The sequence below is a fragment of the Halomonas sp. GD1P12 genome, from assembly GCF_025725645.1.
GTDB lineage: Bacteria > Pseudomonadota > Gammaproteobacteria > Pseudomonadales > Halomonadaceae > Vreelandella.
This window is the reverse complement of record NZ_CP107007.1, coordinates 1403901-1417096: the sequence shown is the minus strand read 5'-3', so window position 1 is coordinate 1417096 and position 13196 is coordinate 1403901. Positions and strand designations below refer to the sequence as shown.

Annotated in this window: 10 protein-coding genes; 7 read left to right on the top strand and 3 right to left on the bottom strand. The window is 65.3% G+C overall.

The genetic code is table 11. The features are described 5' to 3' along the window. Positions 1 to 45 precede the first annotated feature (45 nt). Positions 46 to 567, bottom strand: a complete 522-nt coding sequence (locus tag OCT39_RS06590) for a DUF3455 domain-containing protein (RefSeq protein ID WP_263586867.1) — start codon at positions 565 to 567, stop codon at positions 46 to 48. A 256-nt stretch (positions 568 to 823) separates the two neighbouring features. Between OCT39_RS06590 and OCT39_RS06585 the strand changes: the two genes are divergently transcribed. Together OCT39_RS06585 and OCT39_RS06580 are read left to right on the top strand one after the other, a co-directional pair. Beyond that, a complete protein-coding gene (locus tag OCT39_RS06585) occupies positions 824 to 1243 on the top strand; it encodes a metallophosphoesterase (RefSeq protein WP_263586866.1) in 420 nt (139 codons plus the stop codon). Positions 1244 to 1255: 12 nt separating this feature from the next. Beyond that, on the top strand, positions 1256 to 2815 hold the full coding sequence (locus OCT39_RS06580; protein WP_263586865.1) for a bifunctional 2',3'-cyclic-nucleotide 2'-phosphodiesterase/3'-nucleotidase: 1560 nt from the start codon (positions 1256 to 1258) through the stop codon (positions 2813 to 2815). A 135-nt stretch (positions 2816 to 2950) separates the two neighbouring features. Here the strand turns inward: OCT39_RS06580 and gap are convergent, their stop codons facing one another. Continuing rightward, the gene (gap, locus tag OCT39_RS06575) at positions 2951 to 3955 is read right to left on the bottom strand and encodes a type I glyceraldehyde-3-phosphate dehydrogenase (RefSeq protein WP_263586864.1); all 1005 of its coding nucleotides are present in this window, start codon (positions 3953 to 3955) and stop codon (positions 2951 to 2953) included. 278 nt (positions 3956 to 4233) lie between these two features. Between gap and pyk the strand changes: the two genes are divergently transcribed. Beyond that, on the top strand, positions 4234 to 5697 hold the full coding sequence (gene pyk, locus OCT39_RS06570) for a pyruvate kinase (RefSeq protein ID WP_263586863.1): 1464 nt from the start codon (positions 4234 to 4236) through the stop codon (positions 5695 to 5697). Between the two features lie 58 nt (positions 5698 to 5755). Further along, positions 5756 to 6244 (top strand): methylglyoxal synthase, encoded by a 489-nt coding sequence (locus OCT39_RS06565; protein WP_263586862.1) that lies wholly within the window; start codon positions 5756 to 5758, stop codon positions 6242 to 6244. Positions 6245 to 6272: 28 nt separating this feature from the next. Here OCT39_RS06565 and cra read toward each other — a convergent pair whose 3' ends face one another. Further along, the gene (gene cra / locus OCT39_RS06560; protein ID WP_263586861.1) at positions 6273 to 7250 is read right to left on the bottom strand and encodes a catabolite repressor/activator; all 978 of its coding nucleotides are present in this window, start codon (positions 7248 to 7250) and stop codon (positions 6273 to 6275) included. Between the two features lie 193 nt (positions 7251 to 7443). On the opposite strand from cra, the gene ptsP reads away from it, so the two are divergent. From ptsP to OCT39_RS06545, 3 genes are read left to right on the top strand one after another with little or no spacing between them, the layout of a single operon-like run. Beyond that, entirely contained in the window at positions 7444 to 10332 is a 2889-nt protein-coding gene (gene ptsP, locus OCT39_RS06555; RefSeq protein ID WP_263586860.1) for a phosphoenolpyruvate--protein phosphotransferase, read from the top strand. Next, positions 10332 to 11300: a 1-phosphofructokinase gene (gene pfkB / locus OCT39_RS06550; protein WP_263586859.1), complete on the top strand. Its 969-nt coding sequence runs from the start codon at positions 10332 to 10334 to the stop codon at positions 11298 to 11300. The genes ptsP and pfkB overlap by 1 nt, the downstream gene beginning before the upstream one ends. After that, positions 11297 to 13039 carry a PTS fructose-like transporter subunit IIB gene (locus OCT39_RS06545; RefSeq protein ID WP_263586858.1) on the top strand — a complete coding sequence of 581 codons (1743 nt, stop codon included), beginning with the start codon at positions 11297 to 11299 and terminating at the stop codon, positions 13037 to 13039. The genes pfkB and OCT39_RS06545 overlap by 4 nt, the downstream gene beginning before the upstream one ends. Positions 13040 to 13196 lie beyond the last annotated feature (157 nt).

Sequence of the window (13196 nt, the reverse complement as noted above, 5' to 3'; positions counted from 1 at the left end):
CTGAGGCGGGCCAAGCCCTCCTCACTGCTTCTTATAGCGCGAGACTTACTCGGCCATGAAGAAGTTGTAGTCGGCCTGGTAAGTGACGATGGCGGTCGCGCCTTCGTGGTCGGCGTTACACTCCATGTCCGGGGCGACGCCGCCTTCGGTGTTCAAACGTTGAATGTAAGTAACGCCGGTCATGGCGCCTTCACCTTCGGCCGGGTTGGCTTCGACCAGCTGAAGCGGAATGTTGCCTTCACCGTTGTCAGCAGTGGCAAGCTGGGTACCGGTCACTTTGGAGCCGTCCAGCGCTTCCCACGTGGCGGGCGGGCCGTAATAGCTGCCAACCTGGTTGCCGTCGCTGTCGTTGAGCGCCGCGCTCGGGCCCTTGAAGACCCACTCGACGTCGCCGGAATCGTTGGTTTCACACATGTATTTGATCGCACCAACGCCGACGGTTTCGAGCGCAACGGCGTGGCCGTCCGGTACCTGGACGTCCTCTGGCGTTTGTGCCAGAGCAGCGTGACTGAAGGATGCAATCAGGGCGGTCGCCAGGGTAGCACGCGTTAGATGTTGAATAATCATTTCAGTCTCCTTAAAGGTTGTTGTCAGCCGCATCATTCCCGGCGGCTGTACAGGGGATACACACGAGCCTCCCGTTTGGATGCACTTTTTTTAAAATTTTTTTGGCGCGCCACGCGCTATCCGCTTTTGGGCCTTTTCTTTTATAGTCAAAACAGCGTCTTAACCTATTAAAAAAACAGGGGCGTCAACGTAGCGTCATAGGGTCTCGCTACGCTTTAAAGAAAACCCTACCGCCTTTTGCCTTTTGGAGTACTGCATGTCGTTACACCAAGCGCCGTATATCCTGTCACGCCGCACCTTTCTGGGCGGGCTTGCCGCCTCCTCCTCGCTAATTCTGCTGCACCCGTTCGCCGTGCACGCCTCGCCCCGGCAGGCGCACCTACGGCTGATGGAAACCACCGACATTCACGTCAACGTGCTGCCCTACGACTACTACGCCGATCAGCCCAACGACACCATGGGGCTTGCCCGCACCGCCTCCTTGATCGACGCGGTGCGTGCAGAGTCCACCAACGCGATGCTGATCGACAACGGCGACTTTCTCCAGGGTAACCCAATGGGCGACTACATCGCCTACGAACGCGGCATGCGTGAAGGCGACCGTCATCCGGTGATCGACGCCATGAACGTGCTGGGCTACGACGTCGCCACCCTGGGCAATCACGAGTTCAACTAAGGCCTGGACTTCATGTTCAAGGTGCTCAACGGGGCCAACTTTCCCTACGTTTGCGCCAACCTGACCCGCGGCGCGCTGGCGGCCAACCCGCGTGACGACGATCTTTTCCTGCGCCCTTATCTCATCAAGGAGAAGACGATCATCGATGGCGCCGGGCGCGCCAGCACCGTCAAGGTGGGCTTCATCGGCTTCGTGCCGCCGCAAATCATGGTATGGGACGAAAAGCATCTTGCGGGCGCAGCCAATACCCGCGATATCGTCGAGGCGGCCAACGCCTGGGTGCCGGTCATGAAGGAGGAAGGCGCGGACATCATCGTGGCGTTGTCACACTCGGGGATCGACGGCGCGCGGCCGACTGAGCGCATGGAGAACGCCTCGCTCCATCTGGCCGGGGTCGAGGGGATCGACGCGATCTTCACCGGCCATCAGCATCTGGTCTTTCCCGGTCCCACCGACTTTCAGAACATCGACGGGGTCGACCCGCAGCGCGGCACGCTGATGGGCAAGCCGGCGGTCATGGCGGGCTTCTGGGGCTCGCACATGGGACTGATCGACCTGATGCTCGAACGCGACGGCGACCGCTGGCGCATTGTCGATTTCACCACCGAGGCGCGGCCGATCTATCACCGCGAAGAGAGCCGCGAAGTGGTGCCCACCGTGACCTCCAGCGCCGCCGTCACCGCCGCCGTCAGCGAGGAGCACCAGGCGACACTCGACTACATCCGCACGCCGGTCGGACGAAGTGCCGCGCCGCTCTACTCCTACTTCGCGCTGGTCGCGGACGATCCCTCGGTTCAGCTCGTCGCCAATGCACAGACCTGGTACATCAAGGAGATGCTGAAAAACGGCGAGTACGCGGATCTGCCGGTGCTCTCCGCCGCCGCGCCGTTCAAGACCGGCGGCCGCGGCGGGCCCGACTACTACACCGACGTTCCGGCCGGCGATATCGCCATCAAGCACGTGGCGGATCTGTATCTTTACCCCAACACCATTCGCGCCGTGGCGGTCACCGGCGCCCAGGTGCGCGAGTGGCTCGAGATGTCCGCCGGCATGTTCCACCGGGTGCCCGAGGGCGCGGTGGATGCGCCGCTTCTGAACAAGGACTTCCCCTCCTACAACTTCGATGTGATCGACGGCGTGAGCTATCGCATCGATCTGTCAAAGCCCGCGCGCTACACCGCCGAAGGAGAGCTTGCCCGCCCGGAGGCGCGCCGCATCGTCGATCTGACCTTTAACGGCGCGCCGATCGATTTGGAACAGCGGTTCGTGGTGGCCACCAACAACTACCGCGCCGGCGGCGGCGGCAACTTCCCCGGCATCGACGCGGATGCGGTCATCTTCGTTGGCCCGGACACCAACCGCGACATCATCGTGCGCTATATCGTCGAGCAGGGAACGGTGGACCCGGCGGCAGATTTCAACTGGTCGTTCAAGCCGATGCCGGACACCACGGCGCTGTTCGACACCGGGCCCGGCGCGCAGCGCTACCTGGACGACGTGGCACAGACCACGGACATCGAACCCGCCGGGGACGGTGACAACGGCTTCGCGCGCTATCGCATCAAGCTTTGAGCGTTTACACGTGCAGGCGCCCTCGGCGCCGGCACGTGCCAAAAGCGGGCGTTAACGAAAAGGGGCGCGGCGCCCATGGCGCCCCGCCCCTTTCGATGTGAGAAGCCACCCGAGGCACAGCCCCGGGTGACCGGCTTACTGCGCCGCTTTGTGCATGGCAAGCGCGGTATCGAGCATGCGGTTGGAGAAGCCCCACTCGTTGTCGTACCAGGCCATGATCTTGACCAGCCGACCGTTGACCCGGGTGTGGTTGGCGTCGAACGTCGAGGAGTTCGGGTCGTGGTTGAAGTCGATCGACACCAGCGGCTGGGCGTTGACCGCCAGCACTTTGGAGTTCGCCGCGGCCTTTTCGACGATCTCGTTGATCTCGGCCTTGGTCGTATCGCGGCCAGCGGTGAAGGTCAGATCCACCAGCGATACGTTGATGACCGGCACGCGCACCGCCAGACCATCCAGCTTGCCGTCGAGCTCCGGCAGCACCAGCCCGACCGCCGCCGCGGCGCCGGTTTTGGTCGGAATCATCGAGTGCGTGGCGCTGCGCGCGCGGTACGGGTCCGAGTGGTAGACGTCGGACAGGTTCTGGTCGTTGGTGTAGGCGTGAACGGTGGTCATCAGTCCGTTCTCGATGCCGACGGCGTCGTTGAGCGCCTTGGCCACCGGCGCTAGGCAGTTGGTGGTGCAGGAAGCGTTGGAGACGACGGTGTGCTCGGCGGTCAGGATGTCATCGTTGACCCCAAACACGACGGTCGCGTCGGCGTCCGGGCTCGGCGCCGAAATCAGCACGCGCTTGGCACCGGCCTCGATGTGCTTGGCGGCAGCGGCGCGCTTGGAGAAAAGCCCGGTGCACTCCATCACAAGCTCAACGCCAAGCGCCTTCCAGGGCAGGTTGGCCGGGTCGCGCTCGGAGGAGATCGCGATGCGGTCGCCATCCACGGTGATGCTCTCTTCGTCGTGCTCGACGGCGAAGGGGAAGTGGCCGTGCACGGTGTCGTGACGCAGCAGGTGGGCATTGAGCGACGCCTCGCCCAGATCGTTGATCGCCACGACCTCGAAGCGGTCGCGATAGCCGTTTTCGTAAAGCGCGCGCAGCACGTTGCGGCCGATACGACCAAAACCGTTGATGGCAATCTTGATGCTCATGAGACACCTCGTTTGGCAGATAAAAACCGGGGTTGAAATCGGTCGAGAAACGGGAAGAAGGCAAGCAGCGGCAAAATCGCCAATTCAGTAAAAAAATTACAAAAAAGTGAAAGATACGCGTAAATGAAGCCGATCATGTCGTATTCAGGCGCTCTTCGCCGTTAGCCTCTCTAATATGTAGTAAAATTACTATAAAAACGTTATCCTGGTCCAATCATTAATCGTGGAATTTGGCCCGCTTTTCGCCGCGCGGCCAACGTCGTTCAGGAGACGCCCCAATGAGCAACAACGCCCCCGCCCTTCCCCTGCGTCGAACCAAAATCGTTGCAACGCTGGGCCCGGCCAGCGACCGTCCCGGCGTGCTCGAGGCGATGATCGAGGCGGGGGTCGATGTCGTGCGGCTCAATTTCTCCCACGGCGCGAAGGAAGATCACCAGCGCCGGCTGGAAGCGGTGCGCGAGATCGCCGCGCGCCTGAACAAAAGCGTAGCAGCGCTTGGGGATCTGCAGGGCCCGAAAATTCGCATCGCCCGCTTCAAGGATGGCCCGGTCAATCTCAAGGCAGGCGACGCCTTCGTGCTGGACATGGCGCTGGATAGCCAGGAGGGCACCGCCGAGCGCGTGGGCTGTGACTACAAGGCGCTGATCGATGACGTTTCCCCGGGCGACCGGCTGCTGCTCGACGACGGGCGCGTGGTGCTCGACGTGAGCGCCATTCAGGGTCAGGAGGTGCATACCACGGTGCACGTGGGCGGCAAGCTCTCCAATAACAAGGGCATCAACAAGCAAGGCGGCGGTCTCTCTGCCCCGGCGCTGACCGAAAAGGACAAGGAAGACCTGAAAAGTGCGGTCGAGATCGGCGTCGACTATTTGGCGGTGTCGTTTCCGCGAAGCGCGGCGGACATGATCGAGGCGCGCGAGCTGCTCGGCGAGGCCGGCCGTGAAATCGGCCTGGTCGCCAAGCTCGAGCGCGCCGAGGCAGTGGCCAACGATGAAACCCTCGATGGCATCATCGAGGCCTCCGAGGCGGTCATGGTCGCGCGCGGCGACCTGGGCGTGGAGATCGGCGACGAGGCGCTGATCGGCACCCAAAAGCGCATCATCAAACACGCCCGCACGCTCAACCGGGCGGTGATCACCGCCACGCAAATGATGGAGTCGATGATCGAATCGCCCCTGCCCACCCGGGCCGAGGTGTTCGACGTAGCCAACGCCGTGCTGGACGCCACCGACGCGGTGATGCTTTCCGCCGAAACCGCCGCCGGCGAGTTCCCGGTGGAAACCGTCGAAGCGATGGCGCGGGTCTGCCTGGGCGCCGAGCGCGAGCGCCTGGCCCAGTCGTCGAATCACCGCATTCACGAAGGCTTCGAGCGCATCGATGAAACCATTGCGCTATCGGCGATGTACGCCGCCAACCATCTGACCGGCGTGCGCGCCATCGCCTGCATGACCTCGACCGGCTATACGCCCTTGATCGCCTCGCGCATCCGCTCGGCGCTGCCCATCGTGGGCCTTGCCCACAGCCCCATCGCGCAGCGGCGCATGGCGCTTTATCGCGGCGTGGTCTCGATTCCCTTCGATACTTCAAACATGGAGGCCGCCGAGGTCAATCGCGAGGCGCTGGCGCTGCTCAAGGCCCACGGATTGGCGCGCGCCGGCGAGCATGTCATTCTTACCCGCGGCGATCACATGAACGCCCACGGCGGCACCAACACGATGAAAGTGCTCGCGTTAGAGGAGTGATCCTTTATAAAGCCACCGTCGTGTTTTAATCCGATTAGAAAAAGAACAGGAGTGATCCATGCTTGATGCGCGCCCACCTCGCCAGGCCTCTCGCACGCTTGCCGCCCAAAAGCGTATTGCGCTGATTGCCCACGACGGCAAAAAAACCGAGCTGATGGAGTGGGCAACGCGCTGGCAGGACACCTTGCGCCGACATACGCTCCTGGGCACCGGCACCACCGCTGGGCGGCTCAAAAAGGCGCTGGGGCTGGAAGTCGAAGGCTTGATGAGTGGCCCGCTCGGCGGCGATCAGCAGATCGGCGCGCGTCTGGCCGAGCAGCGCCTGGACATGCTGATCTTCTTCTGGGACCCCTTCGCCCCGCAGCCCCACGACCCGGACGTAAAAGCGCTCTTGCGCCTGGCCGCGCTCTGGAACGTGCCGGTGGCTTGTAACGCGGCCAGCGCCGACTTCATGCTCTCCTCACACTACATCGACGAGGAGTACGCAATGATGATCCCCGACGCCGAGGCCTGGGCCCAGGCCCGCGCGCCAGAGCGGGCCGAATGACCCGCCCAGGTTCCTTGCTCTTTAGCGCCTAACGGGTGCGCAGCTGGCGCGGCACCACTTGCTGACCGGTCTGCGCGCGCCCTTCGATGGCATCGAGCGCACATGCCAGCACTCGCCTGGCCATCGCATCGTGATCCTGAGCGACGGTGTTGACCGGCTGGGGCAAAAAGTCGAGCAGGCGGTGGTCGCCAAAGGTGGCAAGCCGGACGCGCTCGGAAAGCCCGCCTTTGGCCAGATAGTGGTCGAACACACCTTCAAGCAGCGTATAGGAGGCAGTGACGATGGCATCCACTGGCGCGTTTTCCCGTTCGAACGCCGCCAGCAGCTCGGCGCCCTCGCCGCGCTCGTAGCGGCTGGCGCAGAGAATCTGCCCGTCCAGTTCGCGCTCGGCCAGGGCAGCCTCGAAACCGGCGCGCCGGTCGCGGCTGATCGAAAGCCCGGGCATCGCCTCCATCCAGAGAATCCGCCTGGTCGCCTCATCGATCACCGAGCGGGTCAGCTCCCGCGCCGCCTCGAAGTCGTCGCTCACCACGCTTGCAAAGCGTGACGGCGACAGCCCCCGGTCCACCCCGACGATGCGCGCGCCGTCGCGGGCAAGCTCCAGGTAGAACAGGTCATCCTGGCTTAAACAGCTGGCGGTGATCAGCACGTCGCAGCGCCGGGCGCGCAGCGCCAGAGCGAGCTGGCGCTCGCTGTCGGGGCAGTCGTCGGAGCTGACCACCAGCAGCTGGTAGCCTTTTTCGCGGGCACCGCGCTCCAGGCGCTTGGCGAGGCGCGCGTAGCTTGCGTTCTCAAGGTCCGGCACGATCAGCCCAAACACCCGGCTCGCCCCGCGCCGTAGCGCCGCCGCCTGAGGGTCGACGTGATAGCGGTGTGCCCGCACCACACTCATCACCTTCTCGATGGTCGCCGCGCTGATGCGGCGCTGCTCCGCCTGGCCGTTGATCACGTAGCTTGCCGTGGTGCGCGAAACGCCGGCCAGTCGTGCAATGTCGGCAAGTGTCATGTCGTGTCCTCACAATGTGCCGTTGAGTGTATCAGCGCCTTGACTAAGCCCCTATTGACTAAGCCCCTACCAACGTCTAAAAACACACCCCTTGTGCCTTCGGGTGAATCGTTTCAGCATAGCGTCATCGAGAATAGCATTACGCGAGGGCGAGGTGTACGCACCGCGCCTGCCCGCCTTACAGGAGAATTCAATGCTCACACTTGGCCCTCACGATATCCTGCCGGGTTGCCAGGCAAGCGACTGGCACGCCGCGCTGGACGCCGCCGCCGATGCGCTGATCGAGGCGGGGCTGGCCGCCCCCGGCTACCGTGACGGGCTGCGCGCCCGCGAAGCCCAGTCGTCGACTTATCTGGGTAACGCCATCGCCATTCCCCACGGCACCCCGGAAAGCCGCGAGCACGTGCGCCAAACCGGCGTGCGCGTGCTGCAGTTCCCAGAGGGCGTCGAATGGCACGACGGCCACCGCGTCCACGTGCTGGTGACCATCGCCGCGCAAAACGACGAGCACCTGAACATTCTACGCGCGCTCACCCACGTGCTGGACCGTGACGGCGTGGCCGATGCCCTGGCACGCGCCGGCTCGCGCGAAGAGATCGCTGCGCTGCTGACCAAACAGGTGCCGACTCCCCAGCTCGATAGTCAGACGCTGTGCCTGAAGTTTCCCGCTCAGGGCGTTAAGGAGCTGGCGCTGGCCGCCGCGGCCAGGCTCTACGAGGGCGGCCTGGTGGATAACGCCTTTATCGCCGCGATCGCCGAAAAACCGCCGATGTGGCTGGGCGACGGCTACTGGCTGACCCGCCACGCCAGTACCTCCATCACCCCGGCGCTGGCGCTCGCCACGCCGGCGGATGAAACGCTTGAAAACGACGGCCACCCGGTGCACGCCCTTTTCTGCCTGGCGGCCAACGCCGACTACCATTTACCGCTTTTGACGCAGCTCGACACGCTGCTTCAAAACGTCGAGAGCCACACCCTGGCCAGTGCCGACGCCGCCCGGGCGCTTTCGCTGCTGGCCGGTGAGAACGCCGCCACGCCGACCCGGCGCGTGCGCGTGCTTAACCCCCACGGCCTGCACGCCCGCCCGGCCAAACAGCTGGTGCAGGTGGCGCGCAGCCAACCCGTGGCCGTTCAGGTGCGCCTTGAAGAGGGAAGCCCGACCAGCGTCTCCGCGGCGAGTTTGACCAAGGTGATCGGCCTGGGCGCCCGACGCGGACAGTGGCTTGCGCTCTCTGCCGAAGGCGAAGGCGCCGAGACCGCGCTCGAAGCCGTGGCCGGCGCCATCGAAGCGGGCCTGGGCGAGAAGGTCACGCCCTTTGACGGCGGGTTCGCCGCCCCCGCCGCCGCCGACCATGAGGAGAAAGCGGTGCCTGCGCTTGCCCCGGATACGCCCCATCAGGGCGTGGCCGCCTCCCCCGGGCTTGCGATCGCCCCGGTGTTCGTGCTGCGCGCACCGCAGTTCGACTACCCGGAAAAGGCCGCGGATGCCGACATCGAGCGCGAGCGGCTGTGGGCCGCGATCGAGCAGAGCAAGGCGCAGCTTAGCGCGCTGGTGCGCAACGCCGCCGGTGGTGACGTGGCCGACATTCTTTCGATGCACGCCGAAATGCTCGACGACCCGGAGCTTCATCACGCCGCGAAAGACGCGATCAGTGAGGGCCGCTCCGCCGAGGCGGGCTGGTGGGAGGCGATCGACACCGCTGCCCACGCCCAGGAGATGCTGGCGGACCGGCTGTTGGCCGAGCGCGCCGCGGACCTTCGCGACGTAGGCCGCCGCGTGCTCAGCGTGCTGTGCGACTTCGAGCTTCCCGAGCCGCCGGCACACCCCTACATTCTGGTGACCGAGGATGTCGGCCCGTCGGACGTGGCGCGCCTGGATACCGAGAAAGTGAAAGGCCTTTTGACCGAGCGCGGCGGCGCCACCGCCCACAGCGCGATTCTGGCGCGCGCCTTGGGCATTCCCGCCGTCGTGGGCGCCGGTCGCGCGGTGATGGCGCTGGGCAATGCCAGCATGATGATTCTCGACGGCGACCGCGGCCGGGTAACGCCCTCGCCTAGTGAGGAGCGCCTGAGCCGCGCCGAGCAGCAGCTGCTCGATCTTCAGGCGCGCGAAGCGGATGCCTGGGAGCGCCGCTTCGAGCCCGCCAGAACCCGCGACGGCCACCCGGTCGAGGTCGCCGCGAATTTGGGCAATACGCTGCATGCGGCGGACGCGGTGGAGCGCGGCGCCGAAGGCGTGGGTCTTTTGCGCACCGAGTTTCTGTTCATGGCGCACTCGAGCGCCCCGGACCTGGCCACCCAAACCGGCGAGTACCGCCAGGCACTCGAGGCGCTGGCCGGCCGGCCGCTGGTGGCGCGCACGCTGGATGTCGGCGGCGACAAGCCGCTGCCCTACTGGCCGGTGCCCCAGGAGGACAACCCGTTTCTGGGCCTGCGCGGCATTCGCCTGGCGCTGACCGAGCCCCAGGTGCTCGAAACCCAGCTCAAAGCGCTTCTGATGGCCGCCGCCCCGGACGCCCAGGGCAACGCGCGCCCGCTTCGCATCATGCTGCCGATGGTCAAGGACGTGGCCGAGTTTCGCGCAGTGAAGGCGATCTTCGACCGCCTGCTGGGCGAAATTCCCGAGGCCGAGCGCGCCTCAGACGTGCAGCTGGGCGTCATGATCGAGATTCCCTCGAGCGCGCTGCTGGCGCCGAGCCTGGCCGCCGAGGTCGACTTCTTCTCGATCGGGACCAACGACTTGACTCAGTACACACTCGCCATCGACCGCGGCCACCCGGCGCTCTCCGCCGAGGCCGACGGCCTGCACCCGGCGGTGCTGCGCCTGATTCAAATGACCGTCGAGGCCGCCCACGCCCAGGGCAAGTGGGTCGGCGTGTGCGGCGAGCTTGCCTCCGACGCCGCCGCCGTGCCGGTGTTGGTGGGCCTGGGCGTCGACGAGCTCTCGGTTACCGCCCGCCAGGTGCCGCTGGTGAAAGCGCGGCTTCGCGAGTTCGACCTCGATGAAGCCCAACGCTGCGCGGCACTTGCGCTTTCAAAGGCGACGGCGGGTGACGTGCGCGACGCGCTGGAGGCCAACTGATGGCGCGGATCATGACGCTGACGCTCAACCCGGCGCTGGATCTTGCCTTCGCCCTCGATACGCTGGCACCCGGCGCGGTCAACCGCCCGCATCACGCCCAGCTCGACGCCGCGGGCAAGGGCGTCAACGTGGCGCGGGTGCTGGCCGGGCTCGGCCATGAAGTGATCGTGGGCGGCTTTCTCGGCGCCGATAACGACGGCCCTTTCAAGCGCGCCTTCGAACAGCTCAGCCTCACCGATGCGTTCTTGCGCGTGCCGGGGGAAACCCGCATCAACGCCAAGCTTGCCGAAAAAAGCGGCCGGGTCACCGACATCAACGGCCCCGGCATCGCGGTCGACGCCAACTCAATCGCTGCGCTGATCGCCACGGTGGAAAACGCGCAAAAGGCCGCACCGCTCGACGCGCTGGTGCTGGCCGGGAGCCTACCGCCGGGGCTCGACCTCGAGGCGTTCGGCGATCTGTTACGCCGGCTCAAGGCCACCGGCGTGCCGCTCTGGGTCGATACCAGCAATGAAGCGCTCAAGTGCGCCATCGACATCGCCCCAGCCGCGGTCAAGCCCAACGAGCTCGAGCTTGCCGACTGGGCGGGAAAGCCGCTCGACACCGCCGAGCGTCGCCTTGAGGCGACCCAGCGCCTGCACCGGGCGGGGATCGACCACGCGCTTCTCTCCGCCGGTGAACACGGCGTCACTTGGGTCAACGCCCAGGGCGCTTGGCGCACGACGCCGCCGCGCGTTCGCCCGGTCAACACCGTGGGCGCCGGCGATACGTTCGTGGCCGCCATGCTGCACGGTCTGCTCAGCCAGTGGCCGCCAGAGCAGACCCTTCGCTTTGCAACGGCGCTTTCCGCGGAGTCGGTGCGCCACCCAGGCGTTGGCGACCCCGATGCCCGCGACTTTTCAACCCTGGAACAAGAGACTCACGTCGAGCGCCTGCACGCCGGTAGTCCCGAGGGAGCCTTTCAATGAACGTTATTCTCATCACCAACTGCCCCAGCGGTATGGCGACCACCTTTCTTGCCGCCCGGCGCCTGGAGCAGGCCGCCACGCGGCTTGGCTGGCAGGCGCACGTCGAGATGCACGGCGAGCTGGCCCCGGTCGAGCAGGCCAGCCGCGAGCAAATCGACGCTTCTGATCTGATCGTGGTGGCCGCCGAGCAGGTGCCGGACCCGGCCCGCTTCGAAGGCAAGCGGCTCTATCACGGCAGCATTCAACAGGCACTGCCGGACCCGGCCGCATTTCTCGCCACCGCCAAGCGCGAGGCGCCGCTTTACACCCCGGCCCCAATGCCGGCCGACGCCGAACCCGCCGACACTGCGGGCACGGGCGCCAAACGCATCGTGGCGGTTACCGCCTGCCCCACCGGCGTGGCCCACACGTTCATGGCCGCCGAGGCGCTCAGCGAGGCGGGCCGCGCGCTTGGCCACGCGATTCGCGTAGAAACCCAGGGCTCGGTCGGCGCTCAGGATCAGCTCACGGAAGAAGAGATCGCCCGGGCCGACGTGGTGATCCTCGCCTGCGATATCGAGGTCGACCCCACGCGCTTTGCGGGCAAGCGGGTCTATCGCACCTCCACCGGCACGGCGCTCAAAAAGCCCCAGGTGACCATCGAAGCGGCGCTGGCTGATGCCAGCGTAGAGGATGGCGGCGCTGCCGCCCCCGCTTCCAGCCAGACCAAAAGCCTCAAGGAGAAAGGTGTTTACAAGCACCTGCTCACCGGGGTGTCGTTCATGCTGCCGATGGTGGTGGCGGGCGGGCTGATCATTGCGCTGTCGTTCGTGTTCGGTATCGAGGCGTTCGAAGAGCCCGGAACACTGGCAGCCGCCTTGATGCAGATCGGCGGCAGCGCCATGGGGCTGATCGTACCGGTGCTGGCGGGCTATATCGCCTACTCCATCGCCGACCGGCCAGGGATCGCGCCGGGGCTGATCGGCGGGATGCTCGCCGCCGACATCGGCTCCGGCTTTATCGGCGGTATTCTCGCTGGTTTTCTCGCGGGCTACGTGGCGCTGGCCGTCACCCGCGGCGTGAAGCTTCCCTCAAGCGTCGAGTCGCTCAAGCCCATTCTGATCATTCCGTTTGTCGCGAGTTTGATCACGGGGCTGGTGATGGTGTACATCATCGGCGAACCGGTCGCCGCCCTGCTGACGGCGCTGGAGAACTATCTAGAGTCGCTCGATTCGACCAACGCGGTCATCCTCGGGCTCTTGCTGGGTACGATGATGTGCGTCGACCTGGGCGGGCCGATCAACAAGGCCGCCTACACCTTCGGAGTAGGCCTGATCGCCTCGAACACCTATGGGCCGATGGCGGCGGTCATGGCCGCCGGCATGGTGCCGCCGATCGGCATGGGGCTCGCAAGCGTTCTGGCGCGCTACAAGTACGCCCCCGCCGAGCGTGAAGCGGGCAAGGCCTCCTTCGTGCTCGGGCTGTGCTTTATCAGCGAAGGCGCGATTCCCTTCGCCGCCAAGGACCCGCTGCGCGTGATCCCCTGCTGCATCGCCGGCGGCGCGGTGACCGGCGCGCTCTCGATGCTGGTCGGCGCCAAGCTGATGGCGCCCCACGGCGGCATCTTCGTGCTTCTGATTCCCGGCGCGATCACCCCCGTACTGCTCTACCTGGGCGCGATCATCATAGGTTCGCTGATTACCGCGGTGAGCTACGCCTTTTTGAAGCGCGGCGCGGCGCAGGTGGTCGTGGCAAGCTAAGCTCACATGATTGAAAAAGCGCCTTAACGGTTGGTTTTATTACGTTAAAGGCGCTTTTTTTTGCCCGGCGTTTGCGCTCCACCATGTTTTATGTAGTATTTTTACACAACAATACGCGCTGGCGACTGACCGGCCAGCGCTTTCAATAAGGTACTTC